The sequence below is a fragment of the Roseomonas chloroacetimidivorans genome (assembly GCF_049629625.1).
In the GTDB taxonomy this organism is placed as follows: Bacteria; Pseudomonadota; Alphaproteobacteria; order Acetobacterales; family Acetobacteraceae; genus Roseomonas; species Roseomonas chloroacetimidivorans.
Genome location: NZ_JBNBZS010000010.1, coordinates 41754 through 66535 on the forward strand (window position 1 = coordinate 41754; position 24782 = coordinate 66535).

A 24782-nucleotide genomic window follows, 5' to 3' on the forward strand; every position below is an offset into this window, starting at 1 on the left:
TATATCCCCGCGACCATGCTGCGACTGACCGAGATCAAGCTTCCCCTGGACCATGCCGAGGACGCGCTGCGCGATGCCGTGGCCGCCCGGCTCCGTGTCGAACCCGAAGAAGTGCTGGACATCAGCGTCTTCCGCCGCGGCTATGACGCCCGCCGCCGGGGCGCCATCGTGCTGATCTACACGCTGGACGTGGCCGTGCGGGACGAGGCCTCGGTGCTGGCCCGGCTGGGCAGCACCGACAAGCATGTGGGCGTGACGCCCGAGACCTCCTATCGCCTGCCCTCAGCCCCGCCTGCGCCGCCGCGCCTGCGGCCGGTGGTGGTGGGCGCCGGTCCCTGCGGCCTTTTCGCCATGCTGATCCTGGCCCAGATGGGCCTGCGCCCGATCCTGCTGGAGCGCGGCAAGGTGGTGCGCCAGCGCACGCAGGACACATGGGGACTGTGGCGCCGTTCCGTGCTGACGCCGGAATCCAATGTGCAGTTCGGCGAGGGCGGGGCCGGTACTTTCTCGGACGGCAAGCTGTGGAGCGGCATCGGCGACAATGCCAACCGCATCCGCAAGGTGCTGGAGGAGTTCGTGAAGGCGGGGGCGCCGGAGGAGATCCTCTACGTCTCCAAGCCGCATATCGGCACCTTCCGCCTTGTCTCCATGGTCGAGCACATGCGCGCCCATATCGAATCCCTGGGCGGCGAGTACCGCTTCGGGACACGCGTGGAGAATCTGGAGCTGGGGCCGGATCGCCGGCTGCGCGGCCTGCATCTCTCGGACGGCTCCTTCCTGGAGGCGGATCATGCCGTGCTCGCGGTCGGCCATTCGGCGCGCGATACCTTCACGATGCTGCATGAGCGCGGCGTGTACATGGAGGCGAAGCCCTTCTCCATCGGCGTGCGGATCGAGCACCCGCAGGGCATGATCGACCGCTGCCGCTTCGGGCCACAGGCCGGGCATCCCGTGCTCGGCGCGGCCGACTACAAGCTGGTGCATCACTGCAAAACGGAGGCTGCGGAAGGGCGCGCCGTCTATTCCTTCTGCATGTGCCCGGGCGGCACGGTGGTGGCGGCGGCCTCGGAGCCCGGCCGCCTCGTCACCAATGGGATGAGCCAGTATTCGCGTAACGAGCGCAACGCGAATGCCGGAATCGTCGTGAGCATCTCGCCGGAGCGCGACTATCCCGGATCGCCGCTGGCCGGCATTGCCTTCCAGCGGCATTGGGAAGAACGGGCCTTCGAGGCAGGTGGCGGAAACTGGAATGCGCCAGTGCAGCGGGTGGAGGACTTCCTGGCCGGAAGGCCCAGCACGAAGCTGGGGGATGTCATCCCGTCTTACCGCCCCGGCGTGACACCGACGGACCTGTCGCTCTGCCTGCCCGACTTCGCCGTGGCCGCAATCCGGGAGGCGCTGCCGGCCTTCGACCGGCAGATCAAAGGCTTCGCCATGGGTGATGCCGTGATGACGGGGGTGGAGACGCGCACCTCCTCGCCCCTTCGCATCAGGCGGGACGAAACCGGGCAGAGCCTCAACACGCCAGGGCTGTTCCCAGCCGGCGAGGGCGCGGGCTATGCGGGCGGGATTCTCTCCGCCGGGGTGGATGGCATCCGCGCGGCGGAAGCGGTGGCAGCGAGCCTTTCGGCGGGAGCCCTGGTCGCCTGAGCCAGAACTGCCCGGCCCGCATCACGCACATCAATGAGCGTGATTGACAGCGCGGTGGGTGCTGCGTCTCGACGGGCGGGGGGCCGCTGAATACCTGAGCCCGCACCTGCACGCCAAACCGTGACGAAGGATACCGCGTGGCCCTCCCCCTTGAATTCGCCCTCGACACTTTCGGGGACGTCACCGCCGGCCCGGACGGCGAACTGCTTCCCCATGCCCAGGTTCTTCGGAACCTGATCGACGAGGCCGTGCTGGCCGATGAGCTGGGCATCGACTTCTTCGGCGTGGGCGAGCATCACCGCGAGGACTTCGCGGTCTCCGCACCCGAGGTGCTGCTGGGCGCCATAGCAACCCGCACGAAGCGCATCCGCCTCGGCACCGCCGTCACGGTGCTCAGCTCCGATGACCCCATCCGGGTCTTCCAGCGCTTCTCGACGCTCGATGCCGTCTCGAATGGGCGGGCAGAGGTGATCCTGGGCCGCGGCTCCTTTACGGAGTCCTTCCCTCTCTTCGGCTTCGACCTCAACGATTACGAGATGCTGTTCGAGGAAAAGCTGGACCTTTTCGCCGCACTGCTGAAGGGCGGGCCGGTGACCTGGCAGGGCCGCATCCGCCCGCCCCTGCAGGAGCAACGCGTCTTCCCGCCCATTGAGAACGGCAGGCTGAAGACCTGGGTGGGCGTGGGCGGCAGCCCGAAATCCGTGGTGCGCGCGGCGCATCACGGGCTGCCCTTGATGCTTGCCATCATCGGCGGAGAGCCGACCCGCTTCCGGCCCTATGTGGACCTGTTCCATCAGGCGCTCGAGAAGCTCAGCCAGCCCGCCCAGCCCATTGGCGTCCATTCCCATGGCTATGTGGCGGAGACAGACGAGCAGGCGAAGGAAGAGCTCTGGCCGCACTGGAAGCGCTCCCGCGACCAGATCGGCGCCGAGCGCGGCTGGCCGCCGGCGCAACGGGCGGATTTCGAGCGGGAGATCGCGGGCGGCTCCCTCTATGCCGGCGCGCCTGAAACGGTGGCACGGCGGATCGCGGCGACGGTGAGGGCGCTGGGCCTCTCGCGCTTCGAGATGAAGTACAGCGCGGGGTCCCTACCCCATGAGAAGATGATGCGCAGCATCGAACTCTATGGAAGCCGGGTTATTCCGATGGTGCGGAACCTTCTGGCCTGATCGGAACCGGCCGGGCGGGATGAACGTTGCCTTCCCGCCATGGCCGCCGATCCCCTCGCCCCCTATCGCGCCAAGCGGGACTTCCGCCAGACGGCGGAGCCGGAGGGCGCCGCACCGAAGCCGAAGCGCCGCAAGGGCAAGGCACTCGCCTTTGTGGTGCAGAAGCACGACGCCACGCGGCTGCATTACGACTTCCGGCTGGAACTGGGCGGCGTCCTGAAATCCTGGGCCGTCACGCGCGGTCCCAGCCTGGACCCCGCCGACAAGCGCCTGGCGGTGGAGGTGGAGGACCACCCGGTGGAGTATGCGCGCTTCGAAGGCGTCATCTCCATGAGCTATGGCGCCGGCACGGTGATGACATGGGATCGTGGCACCTGGGAACCGGCATCCGATGATCCAGCCGGCGATCTGGAGAAAGGCCGCCTGAGCTTCACCCTGCATGGGGAAAGGCTGCACGGCGCCTGGCACCTCGTGCGGATGCGCCCGCGCGGGCGGGAGGCGAAGCAGAACTGGCTGCTGATCAAGGACGAGGATGAGGCGGCACGCCCCGGCGATGGGGACGCGCTTCTGGAGGAGACCGACAATTCAGTCGCCACGGGGCGCGACATGACGGCCATAGCCGGCAAGCCGCCCGAGGCAGCGCCGGCGAAGCGCCGTGCGGCGAAGCCACGCAAATCCGTGGCCTCGAACGCTTCCGAGGCGGAGCAGCCCAAAGCGGCAAAGCCCCGGACGAAGGCCAGATCCGACACCGCCGCCCATATCACCGTCGGGGGCGTTGCCCTCACGCATCCGGAGAAGCTCCTCTGGCCGGAGGACAACATCACGAAGCGCGACCTGGCCGAATACATGGTGGCCGTCGCCCCGCGTCTGCTGCCCTGGATCGAGGGGCGCCCCCTGTCCCTGCTGCGTGCGCCGGACGGCCTGGACGGCGACCGCTTCTTCCAACGCCATGCCGGCCGCGGCGCCTCCGCCCTTATCACCCAGGTGAAGCCGCGTGGGGAAAGCTCGCCGCTGCTCCAGGTGGACAGCCAGGAAGGGCTGGTCGCGCTGGCACAGTCCGGCACCTTGGAAATCCATCCCTGGCCGGCCCGCAGCGCCAGCGTCACACGGCCGGACCGCCTGATCCTCGATCTCGATCCAGCGGAGGACCTGCCCTTTGCCGCGGTGGTCGACGCCGCCCTGGTGTTGCGCGAGCGGGTGGCCGCCCTTGGGTTGGCGCCCTTCTGCAAGACAACGGGCGGCAAGGGGCTGCATATCGTGGCCCCGGTCACGCCCGGCGCTACCTGGAAGGCGCTGCACGACACGGCGGCCTCGATCTGCCAGGCGCTGGAAGCCGAGGCACCGGACCGCTTCACCACTGAAAGTTCGAAGGGCGTGCGGGGCGGCCGCATCTTCCTGGACTACCAGCGCAACGCGCGCGGCGCCTCCGCGGTCGCGTGCTGGTCGCCGCGGGCGCGCCCGGGTGCCACCGTATCCGTGCCGCTGGACTGGTCGGAGGTGACGAAGGCGCTGGACCCGAAGGCCTTTACGATCCGCACGGCGCCGGCACGGATAAAAGAGGCCGATCCCTGGGTGGGGTTCGACGCGGCGGCAAAGCCGCTGCCCGCCAAGCGGAAACGCTGAAATCGAAACGCAGAACGGGAGGCCGAAGCCTCCCGTCTCCACACCCTGCGATCAGGACCTACTGCTTGCCATGGTCAGGTTCGGCCATGCCGCGATGCATCTGGGCGGTGACGCTGGCCGGCAGCACATTGGCCACGGCGGATTGCAGCTTGTTCTTCCAGCCGCTGACGATGTCGCCATCGCCGCGCATCATCGCGTCGAAGCCGTCCTTCGCAACCTTCGCGGGATCGTCCTTCTGCTGCTGGCCGACCGGCGTGTCCATCAGGTCGCCACGCTCGAAGAACTCGGTTTCGGTCGGGCCGGGCATGAGGCAGGTAACGGTGATGCCCGTGTCCTTCAACTCGTTCCGGAGCGCCCAGGAGAAGGAGTTCAGGAAGGACTTCGTGCCATTATACACGGCCTGAAAGCTGCCGGGCATGAAGCCGGCGATAGAGCCGACGATCATGATCTTGCCGGCATTCCGCGCCCGCATCTCCTGCCCGACCTTGTGGACCAGATAGATCGTGCCGGTGATGTTGGTATCCACCACCTTGCGGGCCTCGTCGAAGTTCTGGTCGAGGAAGCCCTTGCCGAGGCCACGTCCGGCATTGGCAAGCAACAGCTCCGCCGGGCGGCCCTTCGTTTCCGCCAGGAGCTTGTCCACTCCCTCCGTGGTGGAAAGATCGGCCTGCACGGCATCGACATTCACGCCTAGGCCACGCAGTTCGGACGCCGCGGTCTCGATCTCCGGTTCATCGGCCGCGATCAGCAGGTCGTAGCCGTGTTGCGCGGCCTGGTTAGCCAGTTCCCGTCCGATACCGGTCGACGCGCCGGTAACGATGGCGAGGGGGCGTGTGGCCTGGGCCATGGACATTCTCCGTCCGTAAGACGTTGTTCGGGCAGTCCGCTGCGGATCAGGGCTTCAACACAACCTTGATGCAGCCATCCTTCTTGTCCCGGAAGGTCTTGTAGAGCTCAGGCCCCTCCTCAAGCGTCGCGCGGTGCGTGATGACGAAGGAGGGATCGATCTCGCCCTTCTGGATGCGCTCCAGCAGCATTGGCAGATAGTGCTGGACCGGGGTCTGCGCCATGCGGAAGGTCAGGCCGCGGTTGATGGCGGAACCCATGGGAATCTTGTCGAGGAAGCCGCCATAGACGCCGATGATGGAGACGGTGCCGAAGTTGCGGCAGCAATGGATCGCCTGGCGCAGCACATGCGGGCGGTCCGTGCCCATGAAGGTCGCGACCTTCACGCGGTCGATGACGGAATCGAAGCTGCCGAAGGCGTCAGCCTCGGTGCCCACCGCATCGATGCAGGCATCGGCGCCGCGGCCCTTCGTCTTCTCCTGGATCGCGTCATAGATGTCGACATCCCGGAAATCGAGCGTCTCGGCCCCTGCCATCTGCGCCATCGCCAGGCGCTCCGGCACCGTGTCGATGGCGATCACGCGCGCGGCGCCGAGCAGGAAGGCGCTGCGGATCGCCATCTGGCCGACGGGGCCGCAGCCCCAGATCGCGATGGTCTCGCCGCCTTTGATGTTGCAGAATTCAGCGCCCATGTAGCCGGTGGGGAAGATGTCGGACAGGAACAGGACCTGCTCGTCGGTCATCCCCTCCGGCACCTTGATCGGGCCGACATCGGCATAGGGGATGCGGACATATTCCGCCTGCCCGCCGGCATAGCCGCCGAGGAGGTGCGAATAGCCGAAGAGGCCGGCGGGAGAGTGCCCCCACATCTTCTCGGCCATCTTTGCATTGGGGTTCGACCGCTCGCAGCCCGAGAAGAAGCCGCGCTGGCAGAAGAAGCACTCGCCACAGGAGATGGTGAAGGGCACCACCACCCGGTCGCCGACCTTCAGCTTCTTGTTGTCCTTGCCGACCTCGACCACCTCGCCCATGCATTCATGGCCGACGATGTCGCCGCGCTCCATGGTCGGGATCATCCCGTCCATCAGATGCAGGTCGGAGCCGCAGATGGCGCAGGACGTCACCTTGATGATGGCGTCACGGCCGTCCTGGATCTTCGGATCGGGCACGGTCTCGCAGCGCATATCGCCTTTGCCGTGCCAGGTGATCGCCTTCATGCGCGTCCTCTTTCGTGGCGGGCGCGGGGCGCCCGGGATCATGCCAGGACTCGCTCAACGCCAGGGGGCGCCATCCGCTGCATGCGCCGGCGCCGCCCCAGGAAGGTCCTCCGGCAGATTCAGGCGTTCACCACATCACCGCCATTCGGATGCAGGACCTGTCCATTGATGTAGGAACTGTCCGCATTCGAGGCGAGAAAGATGTAGGAGGGCGCCACCTCGTCCGGCTGGCCCGCCCGCCCCATCTGGGCGGAGGAGCCGTGCTGGGCCGTCCTCTCCTCATCGAAGCTGGCGGGGATCAGGGGCGTCCAGATCGGGCCCGGAGCCACGCCGTTCACGCGGATCTTGCGGCTCTTGTAAAGCTGCTGCGACAGGCTGCGCGTGAAGGCCACAATAGCGCCCTTGGTGCTGGCATAGTCGACCAATTGCGGGCTGCCGCGATAAGCGGTGACCGAAGTGGTGTTGATGATGGCGCCGCCCTCGGGCATGTGCGGCACCACATTCTTCGCCATCCAGAAATAGCCGAAGATGTTGGTGCGGAAGGTGCGCTCGACCTGCGCCTCCTCGATCGTGGGGAAGTCCTCGTTCACATGCTGCTCTGCGGCATTGTTCACGAGCACGTCGATCCGGCCGCCCAGGAAGGCCACCGCCTTCGCGACCGTCTCCTTCACGAAGGCCGGGTCGCCCACGTCACCGGCATAGACCTCGCAGCGGCGGCCGGCGGCCTCCACCAGGCGCTTCGTCTCGGCGGCGTCCTCGTGTTCATCCTTGTAGAGGATGACAACATCCGCGCCTTCCTTGGCAAAGCCGATCGCCACCGCGCGGCCGATGCCGGAATCACCGCCCGTCACCAGCGCCTTCTTCCCTTCCAGCTTGCCGGCGGCCTTCCAGTTTTCCATCTGGGCGCGCGGCCGGGGCGTCATCTCGGATTCCCGGCCGGGCTGGTGATCCTGGTGCTGCGGGGGTTGGGGGGTCTTCTGGTCGTCGGACATCCGGCAGGTTCCTTGCGGAGAGCCCGGAAAACGGTCCGCCGAAGGCGTCGGTTTCGCTGACGCGGGATCGCCCAGCGCGAATTAACCCTCTGATTAACCTATGTAGATAAGCTCGTGCGTCATGAGCACCCAGGCAGTGCAGCCCATGGCGCCGCGCCCCAACCGGGCCGGCAAGGCAGTCGCCAAGACGGCGGACTTTAAAAGCGCACTGGCCCGTGCCCAGGCGCCCTTCACCCCCCTTCCCGCCAGGATACCCCGGGAAGGCACGGCCGCGGCGGCCCATCCGCCAGCCCGGACAGTGCGCGCGGGGGAGGATGCCTTCCGCAGCCGCATCGCAGCACTGGAAAGCGCGGGCAGCAACTGGTCCGCGCGCAACCCGACCTCGGGAGCGCTCGGACGTTATCAGTTCCTGCCTGTGGCCCTGCGGGATATCGGCTGGCAGGACGCCAGCGGCGCCTGGACCGCGCGCGCCGCCGCCCAGGGTGTGCAGAGCGAGGCGGATTTCCTCGCCAGCCCGGCGGCTCAGGAGGCTGCCATGGGCCAATATCTGCAGCGCACAGAACGTCAGCTCGCCGCCAATGGCGCCCTGGGCGCGGCCGGGCAAACCGTGACGGCCACGAATGGCCAGCCGCTCGCGATCACCGAGGCCGGGCTGGTCGCGGCCGCCCATCGCCGTGGCGCGGGGGCGGTGGCGCGCTGGCTGGAGCATCGCACACGCACCCCCGAAGCCCCGGTGCCCGAGGCCAGCCGCGCCGCCTTCGCCGGCGTGGAGCAGCGCCTTCGCGACTTCGCCGGGGTTGCCTATGCCGCGCGCGGCCGCGGCGGCGTCAGTCCTTCCGCATGAACAGCACGGGCATGGTGCGCCCCCCGACCAGGGACCGTTCACCGGGACGATCGGGCAGGTAGCCGAGGCTTTCATAGAAGGGCACGGCGCTGAGATAGGCGCGCAACATGAAGCGCGTGTGGCCGGCGGCCCGGGCCCGCTCCTCCGCGGCCTGGACCAAGCGCGTGGCCAGGCCCTGCCGCGCGGCCTCCGGATGCACGAAAACCTTGCGGATCCGCGCCACCCCGCCTGGCTGGCCCAGCCATCCCGCGCTGCCCAGCAGGGTGCCATCCCGCTCCGCCAGCCACATGTCGCTGTCCCTCATCTCCTGCGCATATTCGGGCGTGGAAACCGCCTCGGCGTAGAGGGGAGCGAGGTCAGGCGGATAAGCGGTGGCGAGGGTAGCGAAGGAAGCGGCGTGCAGCGCCACCAGCCCCGGGATGTCGGCTTCCCGCATGGGGCGGAGCACTGCGGCCGGGGGCGGAACGGGGCTGGTCATCGTAATCTCCTGCTACCCCGCCGACCTCGACCCGGACGCGGGGCGGGCGCATAGAACGTGCCAGAATAGTGCCCGCCAAGACCGGGCAGAGTCCGGAGGAACCTCTATGTCGATCGTCACCCGCGTCCTCGGCACTCCGATCCGCCGGCGCGACCTCGCCGCCCTGGCGGGAGCCATGCTGCCCGCCCCGGCCGTCCTTGCCCAGTCCGCCGGTAATTTCCCGAACCGTCCCATCCGGATCGTCATCGCCTTCGCGGCCGGCGGCAATTCGGACACCATGGCGCGGCTGATCCAGCCCAAGCTGTCGGAGTTCCTGGGCCAGTCCGTGGTGGTGGAGAACCGCACCGGCGCAGGCGGCGCGCTGGCGGCCGGCCAGATTGCTTCCGCCCCGGCCGATGGCCACACGCTGCTCTTTGACGCGGCCTCCTTCGTCATCGCCCAGTTCATCCAGCGGAACCTGCCCTTCGATTACGAGAGGGACTTCGTGCCGGTCGGCATGGTGGCAGAGGTGCCCTACATTCTTGCGGTGCCCGTCAGCAGCGGCATCACCGACCTGAAGGGCTATCTGGATAAAGCCCGGTCCATGCCGGACGGGATGCCCTATGGCTCGCCGGGCGTAGGCAATACCGGCCATCTCGCCGGCGCCCTGCTGGCCCATCGCTCCAAGACGAAGATGGAGCACATCCCCTATCGCGGCGGGGCGGAAGTCGCGCGCGATCTGGCGGCGGAGACGCTGCCCTCAGGCTATCTCTCCGCCAATTCGCTGAATCCGGTGATCGAGGCCGGGAAGGCGCGTCCTATTGCCCTGACCAGCGGCGTGCGGCGCGGTGGGATCGAGGGCGTACCTACTATCGCCGAATCCGGCTTCCCCGGCTTCGACCTGACGAGCTGGAACGCCATGTTCTGCCGTACCGGCACGCCGGAGCCGATCCGGCGCAAGCTGGAGGAGGCCGTGAACTTCGCCACCAAGGATGAGGAGATCCAGCGGCGCCTTGCCGCGATGGGCGCCGTCGCCGTCCCTGCCGAGGCGGACAAGCTGGCGCAACGCCTCACGAGCGAGCGGACCCTGGTGAGGGACCTGATGCGCGAGACCGGCATCAGCTTCGGCTGAGGCAAAAGGAAAGGGCGCGCCAGCCCAGCCGGCGCGCCCTCAGAGCCAAACTGGCCGGGGAGTATTCCTTTCCCGGCCTTTTCTGGTCTCAGCCGACGATTTCGTTGCCAGCAAAGAAATAGGCGATCTCGATCGCCGCATTCTCCAGGCTGTCGGAGCCATGCACAGAGTTCGCCTCGATGCTCTCGGCGAACAGCTTGCGGATGGTGCCCTCGGCGGCGTTGGCCGGGTTGGTGGCGCCCATGATTTCACGGTTCTTGGCCACCGCGTCCTCACCCTCGAGCACCTGCACGACCACCGGGCCGGAGGTCATGAAGGAGACCAGGTCCTTGAAGAAGGGGCGCTCCTTGTGGACGCCGTAGAAGGTCTCGGCCATCTGCTGCGTCATCTGAATGCGCTTCTGGGCAACGATCCGGAGGCCCTTCTCCTCGAACACGGCGTTAATCTTGCCGGTCAGGTTGCGGCGGGTCGCGTCGGGCTTGAGGATGCTGAAGGTGCGCTCGATGGCCATGGCGGCAGTTCCTTGAATAGAGTCGGGCGCCGGGTAGCGGCGCCGGGGCCTTTCGGCAAGGGGTTAAGAGAAGGGCCGGAGGAAGGCATCCCCGGCCCCACCCATGGAACTATCCCGGTCCTTAGCGCGAAGGCGTACCGGGCCAGTCGCTAGAGGCCAGGCGGAGCAGGGTGTAGCCGAGCAGGCCAGAGACCAGAGAGCCGCCAAGAATGCCGACCTTTGCCTCGGCCTGGAGCAGCGGGTCGCCCGGGAAGGCCAGCAGGGTGATGAACAGGCTCATGGTGAAGCCGATGCCGCAGAGCAGGGCCGTGCCGAAAAGCTGGGTGCGGCTGGCATAGGCCGGAAAGTCGGCCAGCCCCGACCGGACAGCGATGAAGGAGGCCCCATAAACCCCAACTGCCTTGCCGATCAGCAGGCCCAGCCCGACGCCGAGCGTAACGGGCGCCGTTAGGGCAGAGGCCGGCAATCCCAGGATGGGAACGCCGGCATTCGCCAGGCCGAAGATAGGGACGATCAGGAAGCCCACGGGGATGTGCAGCACGTGTTCCAGCCGGTGCAGCGGGCTCGTCACCTCGTCATCCGGCGTGGCCGGGCTGGCACGAAGAGGAATGGTGAGCGCCAGGAACACCCCGGCCAGGGTAGCGTGAACGCCAGACCGCAATACCAGCACCCAGAGCACCACGCCCAGGATCAGATAGGGCCAGAGCTTCAGCACCCCGGCCCGGTTCATCCCGTAGAGCAGGGCCACCACAACCGCCGCCCCCGCCAGGTCCGGGAGGGACAGGCCGCCCGTATAGAACAGGGCGATGATCACCACAGCCCCAAGGTCGTCGATAATGGCCAGTGCCGCAAGGAACACCCGCAGCGAGGCCGGAACCCGCTTGCCGAGCAGGGAAATGACGCCGAGGGCAAAGGCGATATCGGTGGCGGCCGGGATGGCCCAGCCATGGGAAGAGGCGGGCGGGTTTATCAGCAGATAGACCAGTGCGGGCACGGCCATGCCACCCGCGGCCGCAATCCCCGGCAGCGCCCGGCGAGGCCAAGTGGAGAGCTGGCCGTCCAGCGCCTCGCGTTTGATCTCCAGCCCAACCAGCAGGAAGAACACGGCCATGAGGCCGTCATTGATCCAGTGCTCGACCGAGAGCGGGCCAAGATGGGCGTGCAGCACCACCTCATAGGTTCCGAGCAGGGGCGTGTTGGCGATGACCAGGGCCAGGGCGGCTGCCCCCATCAACACGAGACCGGCGGAGGACTGGCCCTCCAGGAAGCGGCGAAGGGCACTGGGCCGGGCGTACTGTGCAGCAGTCATCTCTGGTCCTGATTCGAGGGGCGCCCCCCCTAGCATGGGCGGCGCGCGGCACCAGGGAGAATCGAGAGCTGCTCCTGGATTGATGCATCGCATCATCGCCGTTTCGCGACCGGTCACGGCGGGGTAGAAGCCCCGCATGACTGTCCTGGCCCTTCGCGACCTGACCATCCGCATGGCCGGCCGCACCCTGCTCGACGGCGCCAATCTCCAGCTCGATCCCGGCCGCAAGCTCGGGCTCGTCGGGCGGAACGGCACCGGCAAGTCCACCCTGTTCCGGGTGCTCACCGGCGCATTGCAGCCGGATGGCGGCGAGGTCCGCATCGCCGCCCGCGCCCGCATGGCCCATGTGGCGCAGGAGCAACCGGGCACGGATGTGTCCCTGATCGATACGGTTCTGGCAGCCGACACCGAGCGCGCCGCCCTGCTGGCCGAGCGCGAGAATGGCGATCCCGCCCGCGCCGCCGAAGTGCAGGAGCGGCTGATCGCCATCGGCGCCGATGCCGCCCCTGCCCGCGCGGCCACGGTGCTGGCCGGCCTGGGTTTTGATGCCGCCGCCCAGCTCCGGCCGGTGAAGGAATTCTCCGGTGGCTGGCGGATGCGCGTGGCCCTGGCCTGCGCCCTTTCGCTGGAACCCGATCTGCTGCTGCTGGACGAGCCGACCAACCACCTGGACCTGGAGGCGACCCTCTGGCTGGAGGGATGGCTCAAGCGCTTCCCGGGCGCGGCCATCATCATCTCCCATGACCGGGAGGTGCTGGATGAATGCGTGGACAGCATCGCGCATCTCGACCGCGGCAAGATCACCACCTATCCCGGCGGCTACTCCGAATTCGTGCGCATTCGCGGTGAGCGGATGGCGCAGCAGGCGGCGGCGAACGAAAAGATCCTCGCCCAGCGCGCGCATATGCAGGCCTTCGTGGACCGCTTCCGCGCCAAGGCCACCAAGGCCCGGCAGGCGCAGTCCCGCCTGAAGGCCATCGAGAAGCTGCCGCCCGTCATCGAGGTGATGGAGGACGGCTCGACCCGCTTCGAGTTCCCGGACCCGCCCGAGGTCCCGCCGCCCATCCTGACCATGTACAACGCCTCTGTCGGCTATGGGGACCGCACCATCCTGCGCGGCCTGAACCTTCGGCTGGACCAGGAGGACCGGGTGGCGCTGCTGGGCGCCAATGGCAATGGCAAGTCCACCCTGGCCAAGCTGATCGCCGGCAAGCTGGAGCCGCAATCCGGCGAGGTCCGCCGCACCCCGCGCCTGAAGATCGGCTATTTCGACCAGCACCAGGCCGAGGTGCTGGATCCGAACGGCACGCCGCTGAGCCATATGCAGCAGGCCATGCCCAAGGCGCCCCCGACCCAGGTCCGCGCCCAGCTCGCCCGCTTCGGGCTGGACGAGGACCGGGCGACGACGCTGATCCGTGACTGCTCGGGCGGCGAGAAGGCGCGGCTGCTGCTGGCACTCACCACACGTGACGCGCCGCAGCTGCTGATCCTGGACGAGCCGACGAACCACCTGGACATCGACGCGCGCGAGGCGATGGTCCGCGCACTCGCCGACTACAAGGGCGCCGTCGTTCTCATCACCCACGACCCGCATATGGTGGAGCTGGCCGCTGACAGCCTCTGGCTGGTGGCCGATGGGGCGGTGAAACCCTTCGACGGCGACCTGGCCGATTACCGGGCCTGGCTGGCCAACCGCGCCCGCGATGCCCGGAGCGAGGCTCGCGCCGCCAAGGCCGAGGGCGAGGCCCCGGCGAAGCCCACAGCTGCCAGTCGCGCCGCCGCCCGCGCCGCCCTGGCCCCGATCCGGGAACGGGTGAAGGAGATCGAGGCGCGGCTGGAGAAGCTGCGGCTGGAGGACCGGCTGCTGGAGAAGAAGCTCTCCGACACCGAAACCTATGCGCGCTTCAAGCCGTCCGACATCGCCTGGGCGAATACCCGCCGCGCCGCGATCGCCGATATCGTGGCGAAGCTGGAGGAGGAATGGCTGGAACTGGCGGAGAAGCTGGAAGCGGCGTGACCGCCACCCGCCCATTTCATGGTTGAAACATTCGCTTCCCCGGGCCCACTGTGCTGGCCCGGCAAGGAGCGGACGGATGAGCAACGGCGATCTCACCGCGCGCAACGTGGCGCGGGTCCAGGATATCTACAGCCGCTACGCGCAGGGAGACCGGGAAGCGCTCTACGGAGCCCTGGCGCCTGGGGTGACCTGGACCTCCATCGGCGATGGCCTGCTGCCCTGGGCCGGAACCCGCCTCGGCCGGGCCGGAGTGGAGGGCTATTTCGCGGAGCTCGATGCCCAGGCCGAGGTCGCCGGCTATGAGGTGGAGCAGGTGATCGCCCAGGGCGAGTGGATCGCCATCCTGGCCACCGTCACGGTGCGCTACCGCCGGACCGGCCAGGAACACCGCTATGCCAAGGCCGATTTCATGCGCGTGGTGGACGGCCAGATCACCGACTTCCGCGAATTCTACGATACCGCCCAGGCCTGCCGCGACCATTGCGGCCCCTGAGCGCCGGGCGCCTCAGGCGCCCTGCCGTACCGCCCGCATCGCACCCTGCTCCGCCCGCACCCGGTTCACCACCATCCGGTCATGCAGCTGCGTGATGGTGGCCGAGCCTGTGCGCGTGAACAGGAAGGGCAGTAGCGCATGCACGAAGCAGGCAAGTGAGCCAAGCAGCATGCGCCAGCCGAACCAGGCGGCAGTGTGCATGTGCTCGATATAGGTCTCGCCGACCGAAGCAGGATGTTCCGTGAAGGAAGGGCGCGCCATGTCCGTGATCCCTGGATGACACGGGCAGAATAGGGCTCCAGTCCCGGCAAGGGATTGCGTTTCATGCCGAAGTTGCGGAGGAATGTGCAAATCCAGGCCTGGATATCCAGGAATCGCGCAAAGGCATTCCGCGTGGACAGCTTCGACCGCAAGATCCTCGAATGCCTTCAGGAGGACGCTACCCTCTCCGTCGCCGAGGTGGCGGAACGGGCCGGGCTCTCCCCCTCCCCTTGCTGGCGCCGCATCCGTCGGCTGGAGGAAGAAGGCGTCATCCGCCGCCGCGTTGCCCTGCTGGATGCCGCGAAGATGCGTGTCGGCGTTACCGTCTTCGTCACCATCCGCACGAACCGCCACAGCATGGAATGGGCTGAGCGCTTCTGCCGCGCGGTGAGCGAGATCCCGGAGGTGCTGGAATTCCACCGCATGAGCGGCAGCGTGGACTATCTGCTGCGCGTGGTGGTGCCGGACATCGCGGCCTATGACGGCGTCTATAAGCGCCTGATCGAAATGGCCGACCTCTACGATGTCAGCTCCAGCTTCTCGATGGAGCAGATCAAGTACACCACCGCCCTTCCCACGGCCTACGCGTCTTGACCGGAGACCTGTTCGGGAACCTGCCCCGCCGTGGCGATCCGCCACCGGGCTCGATGATTGCCCGGCTGATCGATGGTCCCATGGCCCCGGGGCGCGTAACCTGGATCGGCCTGCGCCCGGCCCGGCGGGCACCGATGCGGGTGGTGGAGACCGCTGTCGCCGAGGAAGACAGCGGGCTGGCCGGGGACCGCTTCGCTGGCGGCCGGAATGGCGCCCGGCAGGTGACGCTGGTGGCGCAGGAGCATCTGGCGGCCATCGCCGCCTTTCTCTCCCGCCCGGAGGTGCCGCCCGAGCGGCTGCGGCGGAACATCGTCGTTGCCGGGATCAATCTGCTGGCGCTGCGGAACCGGCGCTTCCGGCTGGGCGGGGCCCTGCTGGAATGGTCCGGCGAATGCCATCCCTGTTCCCGCATGGAGGAGGAGCTGGGCCCCGGCGGCTACAATGCCACCCGCAGTCATGGCGGCATCACCGCCCGGGTGATCGGGGGTGGCACGATTCGGCTGGGGGACAAAGTGGAGCGGCTGCTGGACCACCCCTCCTGACGGCCCCGCCCTTCTGTTCTAGCCTGCGGCGCAGCACGGGAAGGAACGCACCATGTCGACTGGCCTGCGGAAGGGACTGACGAGCTACGGGGATGCGGGGTTCTCGCTGTTCCTGCGAAAGGCCTTCATCAAGGCCGCCGGCTATTCGGATGATGCGCTGGACCGGCCGATCATCGGCATCACCGACACCGCCTCTGACTTCAACCCCTGCCATGGCAACGCGCCGCAGCTGATCGAGGCAGTGCGGCGGGGCGTGATGCTCTCGGGCGGGCTGCCCATGGCCTTCCCGACCATCAGCATCCATGAGAGCTTCGCCCACCCCACCTCCATGTATCTGCGCAACCTCATGTCGATGGATACGGAGGAGATGATCCGCGCCCAGCCGATGGACGCGGTGGTGCTGATTGGCGGCTGCGACAAGACGCTGCCGGCCCAGATCATGGGCGCGGCCTCGGCCGGCATTCCCGCCGTGGTGCTGCCGGTCGGGCCCATGGTGGTTGGCCATCACCGGGGCGAGGTGCTGGGCGCCTGCACGGACTGCCGGCGCATGTGGGGCCAGCACCGGGCGGGCAAGATCGACGAGGCGGAGATCGAGGTGATCAGCGGGCGGCTGGCCCCTTCCGTCGGCACCTGCATGGTCATGGGCACCGCCAGCACCATGGCCTGCATGATCGAGGCGCTCGGCCTCTCCCTGCCCTATAGCGCTGCCATCCCGGCCCCGCATGCCGAGCGGTTCCGCTGCGGCGAGGCCACCGGGCGTGTGGCGGTGGAGATGGCGAAGCGGGGTGGACCGGCGCCCAAGGCGCTGATCACCCAGGGCTCGCTGCGGAATGCCATGACGGTGCTGCAGGCGATCGGCGGCTCGACCAACGGGCTGGTTCATCTGGCAGCCATCGCCGGGCGCGTGGGGCTCGAAATAAATCTGGAGGAGTTCGACGAGATCGGCCGCAAGGTGCCCGTGCTGGTCGATCTCAAGCCCTCCGGCGACCATTACATGGAGCACCTGCATCATGCCGGTGCCGTGCCGCGCCTGCTGCAGGAGTTGGAGCCCTTCCTGGACCTGGACGCGCCGACCGTGCTGGGCGGCACGCTGGCCGACTATCTCGCGCTTGCCGAGGACGTGCCTGGCCAGACTGTCATCCGCTCCCGCGACAAGCCGCTGAAGTCCACCGGCGGCATGGCGGTGCTGCGGGGCAATCTCTGCCCGGGCGGCGCGGTCATCAAGCACGCGGCCGCAACGCCCTCCCTGCTGCAGCATACCGGCCGCGCCGTGGTGTTCACCAGCGTGGAGGACATGACCAAGCGGATCGACGATCCGGATCTGGATGTGACCGCCGATGACGTGCTGGTCCTCCAGAATGCCGGCCCCAAGGGCGCACCGGGCATGCCGGAGGCAGGCTACCTGCCCATCCCGAAGAAGCTGGCCCAGGCCGGGGTGAAGGACATGGTCCGCATCTCCGATGCCCGCATGTCCGGCACGGCTTTCGGCACCATCGTGCTGCACATCACGCCCGAGGCGGCGGTGGGCGGCCCGCTTGGCCTCGTGCGGGATGGCGACCAGATCAGGCTGGACGTTGAGAAGCGGCGCATTGACCTGCTGGTGGATGATGCGGAGCTGGACCGCCGCGCCGGGGAGTTCTCGCCCCCCCGCCCCGCCCCGCGCCGCGGTTACGCAAAGCTCTTCCACGACACGGTGTTGCAGGCCGATCGTGGCTGCGATTTCGACTTCCTGGCCGGAGAGGATGATCCGGCGTGAACACGCTCAGCCGCATCGCGGTCCTCGACGACTATCAGGGCCTTGCCCCCTCCCTTGCCGACTGGGGCTCGCTGGGCGTGCCGGTGGATGTTTTCCGCGACACGATCAAGGATCTGGACGCGCTCGTCGCGCGGCTCGCACCCTATGACTGCATCGTGCTGATGCGGGAGCGCACGCCCTTTCCGCGCGCCCTGATCGAGCGCCTGCCGGCACTCAAGCTGCTCATCACTACCGCTGGCCGGAACCTGTCGGTGGATACGGCGGCGCTGCGCGAGCGGGGGATCACCTTCTGCGGCACCAAGGGCGCGGTGGCGCAGACGGCGGAGCTGACCTGGGGACTTATCATCGCCCTGATGCGCGACATTCCCGCGCAGGACCGCAACCTGCGCGAGGGCCGTTGGCAGACCTCGGCCGGCGAGGGGCTGGAGGGCCGCACCCTCGGCATCATCGGCCTTGGCAAGCAGGGCCAGCATATGGCGAGGGTGGCGCTGGCCTTCGGGATGCGCGTGATCGCCTGGAGCCAGAACCTGACCGAGGAGACCGCCGCCGCCCACGGCGCCGCCCGCGTCACGAAGGAGGCGCTGCTGCGGGAATCCGACGTGGTGACACTGCACCTCGTGCTGTCCGAACGGTCCCGCCACACGATCGGCGCGGCGGAGTTGGCGATGATGAAGCCCACCGCCTACCTCGTGAACACCTCCCGCGGGCCGCTGATCGATACGCCGGCGCTGGAAGCGGCGCTGCGGGAAGGCCGCATCGCCGGGGCCGCGCTGGATGTCTATGACGAGGAACCCGTACCCGCCGGGCATCCCCTCGCCGCCCTGCCGAACACGGTGCTGACGCCGCATCTCGGCTACGTCACGCGCGGGAACCTGACGACTTTCTACCAGGGCGCGGTGGAGGACATCGCGGCCTATCTGGCCGGGGCGCCGATCCGCGTGATCTGAACAGGGCGGGGGGAAGCGGAAGTTCCTTCCCCCAGACCCTATGATCCCCTTCGAGTTTGGGACGCCGGCATCACGAGGGCGGCCATGTGACGTGTCTCGGGAGCGGCAGCGAAGGCGACCTGCCTCTTCCTGCCTTTCGGCCTTTCGCCGCCCGCACCACGTTGATCTCCACGCACCATCATTCCGGTTCCGATCGGCCGAGACTCGCCCCCGGCGCGGTGCTTACATGCCGCCGGAGAGAGCTGCCGCTGTTCCCCCTCACTTCGGCAGGCAGCCAGGGCCGGTGCGTTTCCCCCCAACTACGACGCACCGGCCCTCCCCCACTTCCTCCTCAAAGCTCCGCCGCTGGGCGCGGAACGGTCCGGTAACTACTTCCCCGGCTTTTTCTAGTGCTGCGAGGCCAGCCAGGCCCGCCATCCGCCGAAGACGGTGATATCGCGCGTTCCCTCCACCCCGGCTGCCTCCGCCAGGAAGCCGAGACAGGGACCGCTCTCCAGCATCACCGTCCCGAAGCCCAGCGGCGCGGGCAGCTTGGCCAGCAGCGGCCCGATCCCGGCCATGGGCAGGGCCCAGACCTCGCCTTCAACCGCACTTCCATCCGCTGCCCGGACAAGGCCCGGCCGGTCGCCCAGCGCGTGCAGCCTGTACTCGGGCCGGGTCCGGTCCTTGCGAAGGAAACGGCCGCCCAGCGCCGTCACCTGCCCGTTCAGCGGCAAGCCGGACATATGCGCCCCAATGCAGAACAGCGGGATTTCGCCCTCCGTCAGGCCGCTCGGAGCGGGAGGCGCCGGAGTTGCCTCCCCGGAGGCACCCAGAGGCAGGCCGGCCGCGTGGTGCAGTGCACCGCCCACGGCGCAGAGCTTCGCCTCGGCGAAGGCGGGACCAATCAGGGTGATGCCGGCTGGCCGCTTATCCGCCCGGAAGCCGGCGGGGATCGCAATGGCCGAGAGGTCCAGCAGGTTCACGAAATTGGTGTAGGTACCCAGGCGGGTGTTCGCCGCGATCGGCTCGGCTTCCAGATCCGCCAGGGTGGGAATGCCGGGTGTGGTGGGCACGGCCAGCAGGTCGAAGCGCGAAAACATCGCGCGGGCCAGGAGGCGCATCTCGGCGGCGGCGTGAAAGTCGTCGAAAGCGTCCACGGCCAGGCGGGTCATTCCGCCTTCCAAGATCGCGCGGGTGGTCGGATGCAGGGAGCCCGGCCTCCGCTCGATCATCTCCCGCGCCGCCGAGCTGCGTTCGGCCACCCAGGCGCCGTCATAGAGGCGCCTGGCGAGGCTGAGGAAGGGCGTGATCGGGATGCGCTCCAACGTCGCGCCCAGGCCTTCCAGCCGCATCAGGGCATCGCTGTAGAGTCTCGCATCATCCGGCGTGTCGAAGGTGAGATCCGGATCCTCCGGCACCGCCACGCGCAGCCCGGGTGGGATGGCGGCGCCCGTGGCCCGCCAGCCCGGCGGAGCGGCACGGGAATAGGGATCGGCTTCGTCCGGGCCCGCCAATACGGACAGCACGGTGGCGGCCTGGTCGGCCGTCAGCGCGAAGACGGAGACGCAATCCAGGGACCGGCAGGCCGGCACCACGCCTCGGGTCGGCACCAGGCCAAGGCTGGGCTTCAGCCCCACAATGTTTTGAAAGGCCGCGGGCACCCGGCCGGACCCCGCCGTATCCGTGCCCAGCGAGAAGCCAGCCATACCGGCTGAGACAGCAGCGGCCGAGCCGGAAGAGGAGCCGCCGGGCACGCAGGCCGGGTCGATCGGGTTGCGCGGCGTGCCATAGGGGCTGCGCACGCCCACCAGCCCGGTGGCGAACTGATCCAGGTTCACCTTTCCCAGCAGGATGGCGCCGGCTTCCCGCAACCGGGCAACGACGGGCGCGTCCTCCTCCGGCATCTGGAGGAAGTCCGGGCAGGCTGCGGTGGTGGGAAGACCGGCCGCGTCGATATTGTCCTTGAGGACATAGGGCATGCCGTAGAGTGGCCGCCCGCGCGGCCCCTCGGCGGCGAGGCGCTTCGCCTCGGCCATGACCGTGTCATGCGGCACCCGGTGGAGGAAAAGGGCGGGGTCGGCCCAGCTATCGATGCGGTAAAGCGCCACCAGCGCCGCTACCTCCGGGCCTTCCATCCGCGCCAAGTCCCACAGCATCATGCCGCCCCCGAACGAATCGCCAGACCCACCGGCGCTGGTTCGATTCCTATACGGCAGTGCTCCCGAGGCACCCAGGCGGCCCGGCGCTGCGGGTGCGAACGAAATGGTACCTCCGACGTTAGCGAGGGATGCTGATCGAAGCGCCTCCCCGGGCGCGGTCCCGGCCGGTGCCTTCGAGCCCCGAGCCCCCGCCCACCACGCTCCTGAAATCCGGCCGCAATGCCTGGCGCGTGGTGCATGCCCCGCGCGCCGCCCTGCTGTCGGACGGAGCGACCTATTTCGGCGCGCTGCGTCAGGCGATGCTGAACGCGCGGCACTTCATCCATGTCGTTGGCTGGGACATCGACAGCCGCACGCGGCTCGTCGGAGACACGCCGCCGGAGGATGGGCTTCCCGAGGAGTTGGGGGCCTTCCTTTCGGCCCTGGTGGAGCGCCGCCCAGGCCTCTCGGTAAAGCTGCTCCTCTGGGACTACTCCGTGCTCTACGCGCTGGAGCGGGAGCCGCTGCCCATCCTGCACCTGCGCTGGAACGTGCCTGAGGCGGTCGAGCTCTGCCTGGACGACAAAACGCCTTTCGGGGCCTCCCACCACCAGAAGATCGTGGTGGTGGATGGGGTGGTGGCCTTTGCCGGCGGGCTGGATCTGACCATCCGCCGCTGGGACCGGAACGCGCATGACCCGGCGGATCCGGATCGGGTGGACCCGGCCGGGAAGTCCTACCGGCCCTTCCATGACGTGCAGATGGCGGCGGACGGGGAGGCGGCCGCTGCCTTGTCCGAGCTTGTCCAGGCGCGCTGGAACCGGGCTTGCGCCGAATGCCTGGCCCCGCCGGGCCCGGCTGCACCGGACCATGATCCCTGGCCGGAAAGCCTGGAACCCGACCTGCGCGACGTCCCCCTCGGCATCGCCCGCACCGAGCCGGCCCATGATGGCCGGCCGGAGGTGCGGGAGGTTGAGGCCCTCTATCTCGATATGATCGGCGCCGCGGAGCGCATGATCTACATCGAAAACCAGTTCCTGACCTGCGGCCGCATCGCCCGCGCGCTGATTGCCCGGATGAAGGAGCGGCCGGAACTGGAGGCACTGATCGTCGCGCCCAGGACCCATCATACCTGGCTGGAGCACCGCACCATGCTTGCCGGGCGCATCCGCTTCATGCGCGCCCTCCGGCGGGCGGGGGTGGCCAACCGCACGCGCCTGGTCTTCCCGCATGTGGAGAAGGGGGACGCGGCCTCCGAGGTGATGGTCCACGCCAAGGTCATGGTGGTGGATGACCGCCTGTTGCGGGTCGGGTCCTCCAATCTTTGTAATCGTTCCATGGGTACGGATACGGAGTGCGACCTGATGGTGGAGGCGCGGGACGCGGCGCAGCGGGCAGCGGTGGCCCGGGTGCGGGACCGGCTGATCGCCGAGCACACGGGCGTCACGCCCGAGACCGTCTCGGCCCGGATCAAGGGAACCGGCTCGATTCTCCAGGCCGTGGCGGGACTGTCGGGGGGAGGCAAGAGCCTGCGGGACGTGAATGACGGCAACCGCCCCGCCCGCAGCCTCCTGCCGGGGATCGAGCGCGCCGCCGATCCGCGCCGCCCCATTGAGTCCGGAGAGTTCCTGGCGGATTACCTCGGCCATCCCGATGTGGCACCGCCCTCCGGCCGCCCCTGGCCGCTTGTGGTACGCGCCGGGCTGATGCTGCTGCCGGTCGCGCTGCTGATCCTGCTCTGGAAACTCACACCGCTCTCCGGCCTCATGACGCCCGAGGCAATGCGGGGCGCCCTGACGGCGGGCGGCTCCTGGGGGCCGGCGGTCTCGGTGGGGCTCTTCCTGCTGCTGGGCTTCGTGGCCTTCCCGGTGAATGTGCTGATCCTCGGCACCGCGGCGGCCTTCGGCACCTGGCCCGGCCTGGCCTATGCGGCGGTCGGGGCGATGGTTTCGGCCGCGGCTACCTATTGGGCCGGGCGGAAGCTGGGGCCGAACATGCTGCGGCGTGCGCTGGGGCCGCGCATCAATCGGGTCAGCCAGTCGGTGAACCGGAACGGCATCCTGGCGGTGACAACCATCCGCCTGCTGCCGGTGGCGCCCTTCACGCTGGTGAACCTGGTGGCGGGAGCCATGCGCATCCGCTTCCTGGACTACATGGTGGGCACTGCGCTCGGCCTGTTGCCGGGAATCGCGCTGCTCTCCGTGGTGGGCGAGAGCCTGTCACGCATCCTGGAGCATCCGACGCCCCGCAACATTGGCCTGCTCATCCTGGTGCTGGGCGCCTGGGCCGGGATCACCTGGGGCCTGCAGAAGCTGTTCAAGCGCCTTCGCCACGAGTGAGCCGTGATGCATGGCTGAGGCTTTCCTGTTCCGGGTCATGACCTGGAACATTCACGGTGCCGTCTGCCCTTCTGGGCGCCACGACCTGCAGCGGGCCATCGACCTGATCCGCCGCCATGATCCCGATGTGGTGGCAATCCAGGAGGTGGAGGGCCGTAACCGACCGGAGAGCCTGCCCTTCACCACGCTCCGGGACTCGCTGGGCGGCCATGCGGTGGAGGCGCCGACGATGCGCGCGGCCGATGGCTGCTACGGCCACATGATCATCAGCCGCTGGAAGCTGGAAGAGGGCACGCTGCACGACATCTCCGTGCCCGGGCGGGAACCGCGCACCGCCATCACCGCGCGGATCACGACGCCGGCCGGACCGGTCAGGCTGCTGGCGGCGCATCTCGGCCTGGGTTGGGGGGAGCGGCGCATCCAGGCGGCGAAGATCGCCGCCCTGGCCCGCGCCACCACGGAACCGCTGCTCGCCATGGGCGACTTCAATGATTGGGAGCCGCATGGGCCGGTGGACCGGGCGTTCCTGGGCATCCTGCCCTCCCGCACCCGGGCGCGTACCTTTCCGGTGCGGCGCCCGCTTTTCGCGCTGGACCGTATCTATGCCCGGCCCCGTGCCGCGCTGTGCCGGAGTTGGACGGACAAGGCGGCACGCGAGGCCTCGGACCATCTGCCACTGATCGCGGAGATCGAGGTGCTGCCGGAAGGCGAGGCGCGGACCACGCGAATGGTGGTGGACTGAGTCCGCCCGGATGCGTGAACCAGCTTCCGGGCGGGACCAGGGACCGACAGCAGCGCTCAGAAGCGGAACGAAACGCTGAAGGAGCCGAAGGACTGCAGGCCGCGCTGGCCGTAGAACTCTTCGCTCCGCAGGACATGCGTGTAGGCGAAACGCATGCCGCGCCACATCACCGCCGCACCGGCTTGCACATCGCCCACGAAGATCCGCTTGTCCACGCGCGGGCTGTCGCGCCAGGTGTTGCCGTCGAGGAAGATGTCCCGCGCGATGGCACGCCCCTCCACGCCCGCGAAGACATACCACCCAAAATCCTGGCGCGGCTGGAAGAAGCCGGAACCCGCCAGGGCCGGACGGATTCGCACCGGCCCCCAATCCGCATCCAGCCCATCGCCGATTCGCAGCAGGCCGCCACCGGCGACATAAGTTTGTACATTGCCCAGCGCGCCCGAAAGCACCGGGATCACCTCCGCCTGAAGCGAACCAACAGGGCTCAGCGGAAGACGCCAGCGGCGCTCCAGCAGAAGCGTCGCCGCCGGTTCATCCTTGAGCTGGCGCTCCCAGCCCTCGGCGTTCTTGATGTTCAGGAGGTCGTGATAGTTGTTCTGCACGAACTCGCCGAGGGCCGAGGGCCCGACGACGCCAAGCTGCACTTCCGCCAGGGTTTGCGTGCGCTCCGTCGTTCTCACCAGGCTGGCGGCACCGTAGAGATAGCCCGCATAGGGACGGTCATTCGGGTCGGGGTTGCGCCGCTGGGTGTCCTGCGGCGTGTAGATGTTCTGGCCGAATGACAGTCCCCAACGGACCTGTCCCGGCCCGAGCGCGAAGTCGAGGTTGCGGTCCAGCGCCGCGAGCGGCCAGGGCAAATCCTCCGAAGGCGAGCGCCAGGTCAGCAGGACGCCGTTGGTGTAGTAGCGGTCCGATCCCCCGAACATGTCGTTCTCCACCGTCAGGCTGAGGGTGCCGCGCCAGTCCGGCGGCTCCTGCGCGATGGCGGGCGAAGCGAGAAGGGCGAAGGCGAACAGGGGCGCGATCAGGCGGCGCATCGATATCCTTTCAAAGCCGTGTCATCCGAAACCGGAGCAGGCGTGGGCAGGCAGGCGGGGCAGCACCTGCCGGGCTGCCCGCGGCTCCTGAGACAACTCGGCCAGGGGCGGCGAAGCACTTCCGCGCTGCATGCCCCAGCGCGAGTCACGAGCGCGTGATTCACGCCCGTGGCGTTGAGCG

The 24782-nt window shown here is 68.4% G+C and carries 22 protein-coding genes; 13 read left to right on the forward strand and 9 right to left on the reverse strand.

Going from position 1 to position 24782, the window contains the following annotated elements:
- The first annotated feature begins 15 nt into the window (after positions 1-15).
- The 3 genes from ACO1BU_RS08895 (at position 16) to ligD (ending at position 4442) form a co-directional block, all read left to right on the forward strand.
- On the forward strand, positions 16-1650 hold the full coding sequence (locus ACO1BU_RS08895; RefSeq protein WP_424135572.1) for an NAD(P)/FAD-dependent oxidoreductase: 1635 nt from the start codon (positions 16-18) through the stop codon (positions 1648-1650).
- A 137-nt stretch (positions 1651-1787) separates the two neighbouring features.
- The gene (locus ACO1BU_RS08900) at positions 1788-2819 is read left to right on the forward strand and encodes an LLM class flavin-dependent oxidoreductase (RefSeq protein WP_424135573.1); all 1032 of its coding nucleotides are present in this window, start codon (positions 1788-1790) and stop codon (positions 2817-2819) included.
- A 39-nt stretch (positions 2820-2858) separates the two neighbouring features.
- A complete protein-coding gene (gene ligD, locus ACO1BU_RS08905; protein ID WP_424135574.1) occupies positions 2859-4442 on the forward strand; it encodes a non-homologous end-joining DNA ligase in 1584 nt (527 codons plus the stop codon).
- Positions 4443-4500: 58 nt separating this feature from the next.
- Here ligD and ACO1BU_RS08910 read toward each other — a convergent pair whose 3' ends face one another.
- The 3 genes from ACO1BU_RS08910 to ACO1BU_RS08920 all read right to left on the reverse strand — a co-directional run bounded on the left by ACO1BU_RS08910 (position 4501) and on the right by ACO1BU_RS08920 (position 7497).
- The gene (locus tag ACO1BU_RS08910; protein ID WP_424135575.1) at positions 4501-5289 is read right to left on the reverse strand and encodes an SDR family NAD(P)-dependent oxidoreductase; all 789 of its coding nucleotides are present in this window, start codon (positions 5287-5289) and stop codon (positions 4501-4503) included.
- 46 nt (positions 5290-5335) lie between these two features.
- The gene (locus ACO1BU_RS08915) at positions 5336-6505 is read right to left on the reverse strand and encodes a zinc-dependent alcohol dehydrogenase (RefSeq protein ID WP_424135576.1); all 1170 of its coding nucleotides are present in this window, start codon (positions 6503-6505) and stop codon (positions 5336-5338) included.
- Positions 6506-6624: 119 nt separating this feature from the next.
- A complete protein-coding gene (locus ACO1BU_RS08920) occupies positions 6625-7497 on the reverse strand; it encodes an SDR family oxidoreductase (RefSeq protein ID WP_424135577.1) in 873 nt (290 codons plus the stop codon).
- A 121-nt stretch (positions 7498-7618) separates the two neighbouring features.
- Between ACO1BU_RS08920 and ACO1BU_RS08925 the strand changes: the two genes are divergently transcribed.
- Positions 7619-8341 (forward strand): lysozyme family protein, encoded by a 723-nt coding sequence (locus ACO1BU_RS08925; RefSeq protein ID WP_424135578.1) that lies wholly within the window; start codon positions 7619-7621, stop codon positions 8339-8341.
- Here the strand turns inward: ACO1BU_RS08925 and ACO1BU_RS08930 are convergent.
- The gene (locus ACO1BU_RS08930) at positions 8325-8819 is read right to left on the reverse strand and encodes a GNAT family N-acetyltransferase (protein ID WP_424135579.1); all 495 of its coding nucleotides are present in this window, start codon (positions 8817-8819) and stop codon (positions 8325-8327) included. The genes ACO1BU_RS08925 and ACO1BU_RS08930 overlap by 17 nt on opposite strands.
- Positions 8820-8925: 106 nt before the next feature.
- Between ACO1BU_RS08930 and ACO1BU_RS08935 the strand changes: the two genes are divergently transcribed.
- The gene (locus ACO1BU_RS08935; protein ID WP_424135580.1) at positions 8926-9930 is read left to right on the forward strand and encodes a Bug family tripartite tricarboxylate transporter substrate binding protein; all 1005 of its coding nucleotides are present in this window, start codon (positions 8926-8928) and stop codon (positions 9928-9930) included.
- A gap of 88 nt (positions 9931-10018) precedes the next feature.
- Here the strand turns inward: ACO1BU_RS08935 and ndk are convergent, their stop codons facing one another.
- Positions 10019-10441 (reverse strand): nucleoside-diphosphate kinase, encoded by a 423-nt coding sequence (ndk, locus tag ACO1BU_RS08940; RefSeq protein ID WP_424135581.1) that lies wholly within the window; start codon positions 10439-10441, stop codon positions 10019-10021.
- A 121-nt stretch (positions 10442-10562) separates the two neighbouring features.
- Positions 10563-11750 (reverse strand): Na+/H+ antiporter NhaA, encoded by a 1188-nt coding sequence (gene nhaA, locus ACO1BU_RS08945; RefSeq protein WP_424135582.1) that lies wholly within the window; start codon positions 11748-11750, stop codon positions 10563-10565.
- A gap of 136 nt (positions 11751-11886) precedes the next feature.
- Between nhaA and ACO1BU_RS08950 the strand changes: the two genes are divergently transcribed.
- Positions 11887-13767, forward strand: coding sequence for an ABC-F family ATP-binding cassette domain-containing protein (locus tag ACO1BU_RS08950; protein WP_424135583.1), 1881 nt, complete (start codon positions 11887-11889; stop codon positions 13765-13767).
- Positions 13768-13843: 76 nt separating this feature from the next.
- Entirely contained in the window at positions 13844-14260 is a 417-nt protein-coding gene (locus ACO1BU_RS08955) for a nuclear transport factor 2 family protein (RefSeq protein ID WP_424135584.1), read from the forward strand.
- Positions 14261-14272: 12 nt separating this feature from the next.
- On the opposite strand, the gene ACO1BU_RS08960 is transcribed toward ACO1BU_RS08955, so the two are convergent.
- Positions 14273-14521 (reverse strand): DUF6356 family protein, encoded by a 249-nt coding sequence (locus ACO1BU_RS08960; RefSeq protein WP_424135585.1) that lies wholly within the window; start codon positions 14519-14521, stop codon positions 14273-14275.
- A gap of 132 nt (positions 14522-14653) precedes the next feature.
- Between ACO1BU_RS08960 and ACO1BU_RS08965 the strand changes: the two genes are divergently transcribed.
- From ACO1BU_RS08965 to ACO1BU_RS08980, 4 genes are read left to right on the forward strand one after another with little or no spacing between them, the layout of a single operon-like run.
- Complete coding sequence (locus tag ACO1BU_RS08965) at positions 14654-15115, forward strand: Lrp/AsnC family transcriptional regulator (protein ID WP_424135586.1); 462 nt, start codon at positions 14654-14656, stop codon at positions 15113-15115.
- Entirely contained in the window at positions 15112-15657 is a 546-nt protein-coding gene (locus ACO1BU_RS08970) for an MOSC domain-containing protein (protein WP_424135587.1), read from the forward strand. Before ACO1BU_RS08965 ends, ACO1BU_RS08970 begins: the two co-directional genes overlap by 4 nt.
- 52 nt (positions 15658-15709) lie before the next feature.
- The gene (locus tag ACO1BU_RS08975) at positions 15710-17413 is read left to right on the forward strand and encodes an IlvD/Edd family dehydratase (protein ID WP_424135588.1); all 1704 of its coding nucleotides are present in this window, start codon (positions 15710-15712) and stop codon (positions 17411-17413) included.
- Positions 17410-18360 (forward strand): D-2-hydroxyacid dehydrogenase family protein, encoded by a 951-nt coding sequence (locus tag ACO1BU_RS08980; RefSeq protein WP_424135589.1) that lies wholly within the window; start codon positions 17410-17412, stop codon positions 18358-18360. Before ACO1BU_RS08975 ends, ACO1BU_RS08980 begins: the two co-directional genes overlap by 4 nt.
- Positions 18361-18746: 386 nt before the next feature.
- On the opposite strand, the gene atzF is transcribed toward ACO1BU_RS08980, so the two are convergent.
- Complete coding sequence (gene atzF / locus ACO1BU_RS08985; protein ID WP_424135590.1) at positions 18747-20501, reverse strand: allophanate hydrolase; 1755 nt, start codon at positions 20499-20501, stop codon at positions 18747-18749.
- Positions 20502-20668: 167 nt separating this feature from the next.
- Between atzF and ACO1BU_RS08990 the strand changes: the two genes are divergently transcribed.
- Positions 20669-22819, forward strand: coding sequence for a VTT domain-containing protein (locus ACO1BU_RS08990; RefSeq protein ID WP_424135591.1), 2151 nt, complete (start codon positions 20669-20671; stop codon positions 22817-22819).
- A gap of 10 nt (positions 22820-22829) precedes the next feature.
- Positions 22830-23561, forward strand: coding sequence for an endonuclease/exonuclease/phosphatase family protein (locus tag ACO1BU_RS08995; RefSeq protein ID WP_424135592.1), 732 nt, complete (start codon positions 22830-22832; stop codon positions 23559-23561).
- 56 nt (positions 23562-23617) lie between these two features.
- On the opposite strand, the gene ACO1BU_RS09000 is transcribed toward ACO1BU_RS08995, so the two are convergent.
- Complete coding sequence (locus tag ACO1BU_RS09000) at positions 23618-24601, reverse strand: lipid A deacylase LpxR family protein (RefSeq protein ID WP_424135593.1); 984 nt, start codon at positions 24599-24601, stop codon at positions 23618-23620.
- Positions 24602-24782 lie beyond the last annotated feature (181 nt).

What these genes read in the sequence shown, in the direction of transcription:
- ACO1BU_RS08895 (WP_424135572.1), top strand. Translation starts at nt 16, where the DNA reads ATGCTGCGACTGACCGAGATCAAGCTTCCCCTGGACCATGCCGAGGAC.
- ligD (WP_424135574.1), top strand. Translation starts at nt 2,859, where the DNA reads ATGGCCGCCGATCCCCTCGCCCCCTATCGCGCCAAGCGGGACTTCCGC.
- ACO1BU_RS08910 (WP_424135575.1), bottom strand. Translation starts at nt 5,289, where the DNA reads ATGGCCCAGGCCACACGCCCCCTCGCCATCGTTACCGGCGCGTCGACC.
- ACO1BU_RS08915 (WP_424135576.1), bottom strand. Translation starts at nt 6,505, where the DNA reads ATGAAGGCGATCACCTGGCACGGCAAAGGCGATATGCGCTGCGAGACC.
- ACO1BU_RS08920 (WP_424135577.1), bottom strand. Translation starts at nt 7,497, where the DNA reads ATGTCCGACGACCAGAAGACCCCCCAACCCCCGCAGCACCAGGATCAC.
- ACO1BU_RS08925 (WP_424135578.1), top strand. Translation starts at nt 7,619, where the DNA reads ATGAGCACCCAGGCAGTGCAGCCCATGGCGCCGCGCCCCAACCGGGCC.
- ACO1BU_RS08930 (WP_424135579.1), bottom strand. Translation starts at nt 8,819, where the DNA reads ATGACCAGCCCCGTTCCGCCCCCGGCCGCAGTGCTCCGCCCCATGCGG.
- ACO1BU_RS08935 (WP_424135580.1), top strand. Translation starts at nt 8,926, where the DNA reads ATGTCGATCGTCACCCGCGTCCTCGGCACTCCGATCCGCCGGCGCGAC.
- ndk (WP_424135581.1), bottom strand. Translation starts at nt 10,441, where the DNA reads ATGGCCATCGAGCGCACCTTCAGCATCCTCAAGCCCGACGCGACCCGC.
- nhaA (WP_424135582.1), bottom strand. Translation starts at nt 11,750, where the DNA reads ATGACTGCTGCACAGTACGCCCGGCCCAGTGCCCTTCGCCGCTTCCTG.
- ACO1BU_RS08950 (WP_424135583.1), top strand. Translation starts at nt 11,887, where the DNA reads ATGACTGTCCTGGCCCTTCGCGACCTGACCATCCGCATGGCCGGCCGC.
- ACO1BU_RS08955 (WP_424135584.1), top strand. Translation starts at nt 13,844, where the DNA reads ATGAGCAACGGCGATCTCACCGCGCGCAACGTGGCGCGGGTCCAGGAT.
- ACO1BU_RS08960 (WP_424135585.1), bottom strand. Translation starts at nt 14,521, where the DNA reads ATGGCGCGCCCTTCCTTCACGGAACATCCTGCTTCGGTCGGCGAGACC.
- ACO1BU_RS08975 (WP_424135588.1), top strand. Translation starts at nt 15,710, where the DNA reads ATGTCGACTGGCCTGCGGAAGGGACTGACGAGCTACGGGGATGCGGGG.
- atzF (WP_424135590.1), bottom strand. Translation starts at nt 20,501, where the DNA reads ATGATGCTGTGGGACTTGGCGCGGATGGAAGGCCCGGAGGTAGCGGCG.
- ACO1BU_RS08995 (WP_424135592.1), top strand. Translation starts at nt 22,830, where the DNA reads ATGGCTGAGGCTTTCCTGTTCCGGGTCATGACCTGGAACATTCACGGT.
- ACO1BU_RS09000 (WP_424135593.1), bottom strand. Translation starts at nt 24,601, where the DNA reads ATGCGCCGCCTGATCGCGCCCCTGTTCGCCTTCGCCCTTCTCGCTTCG.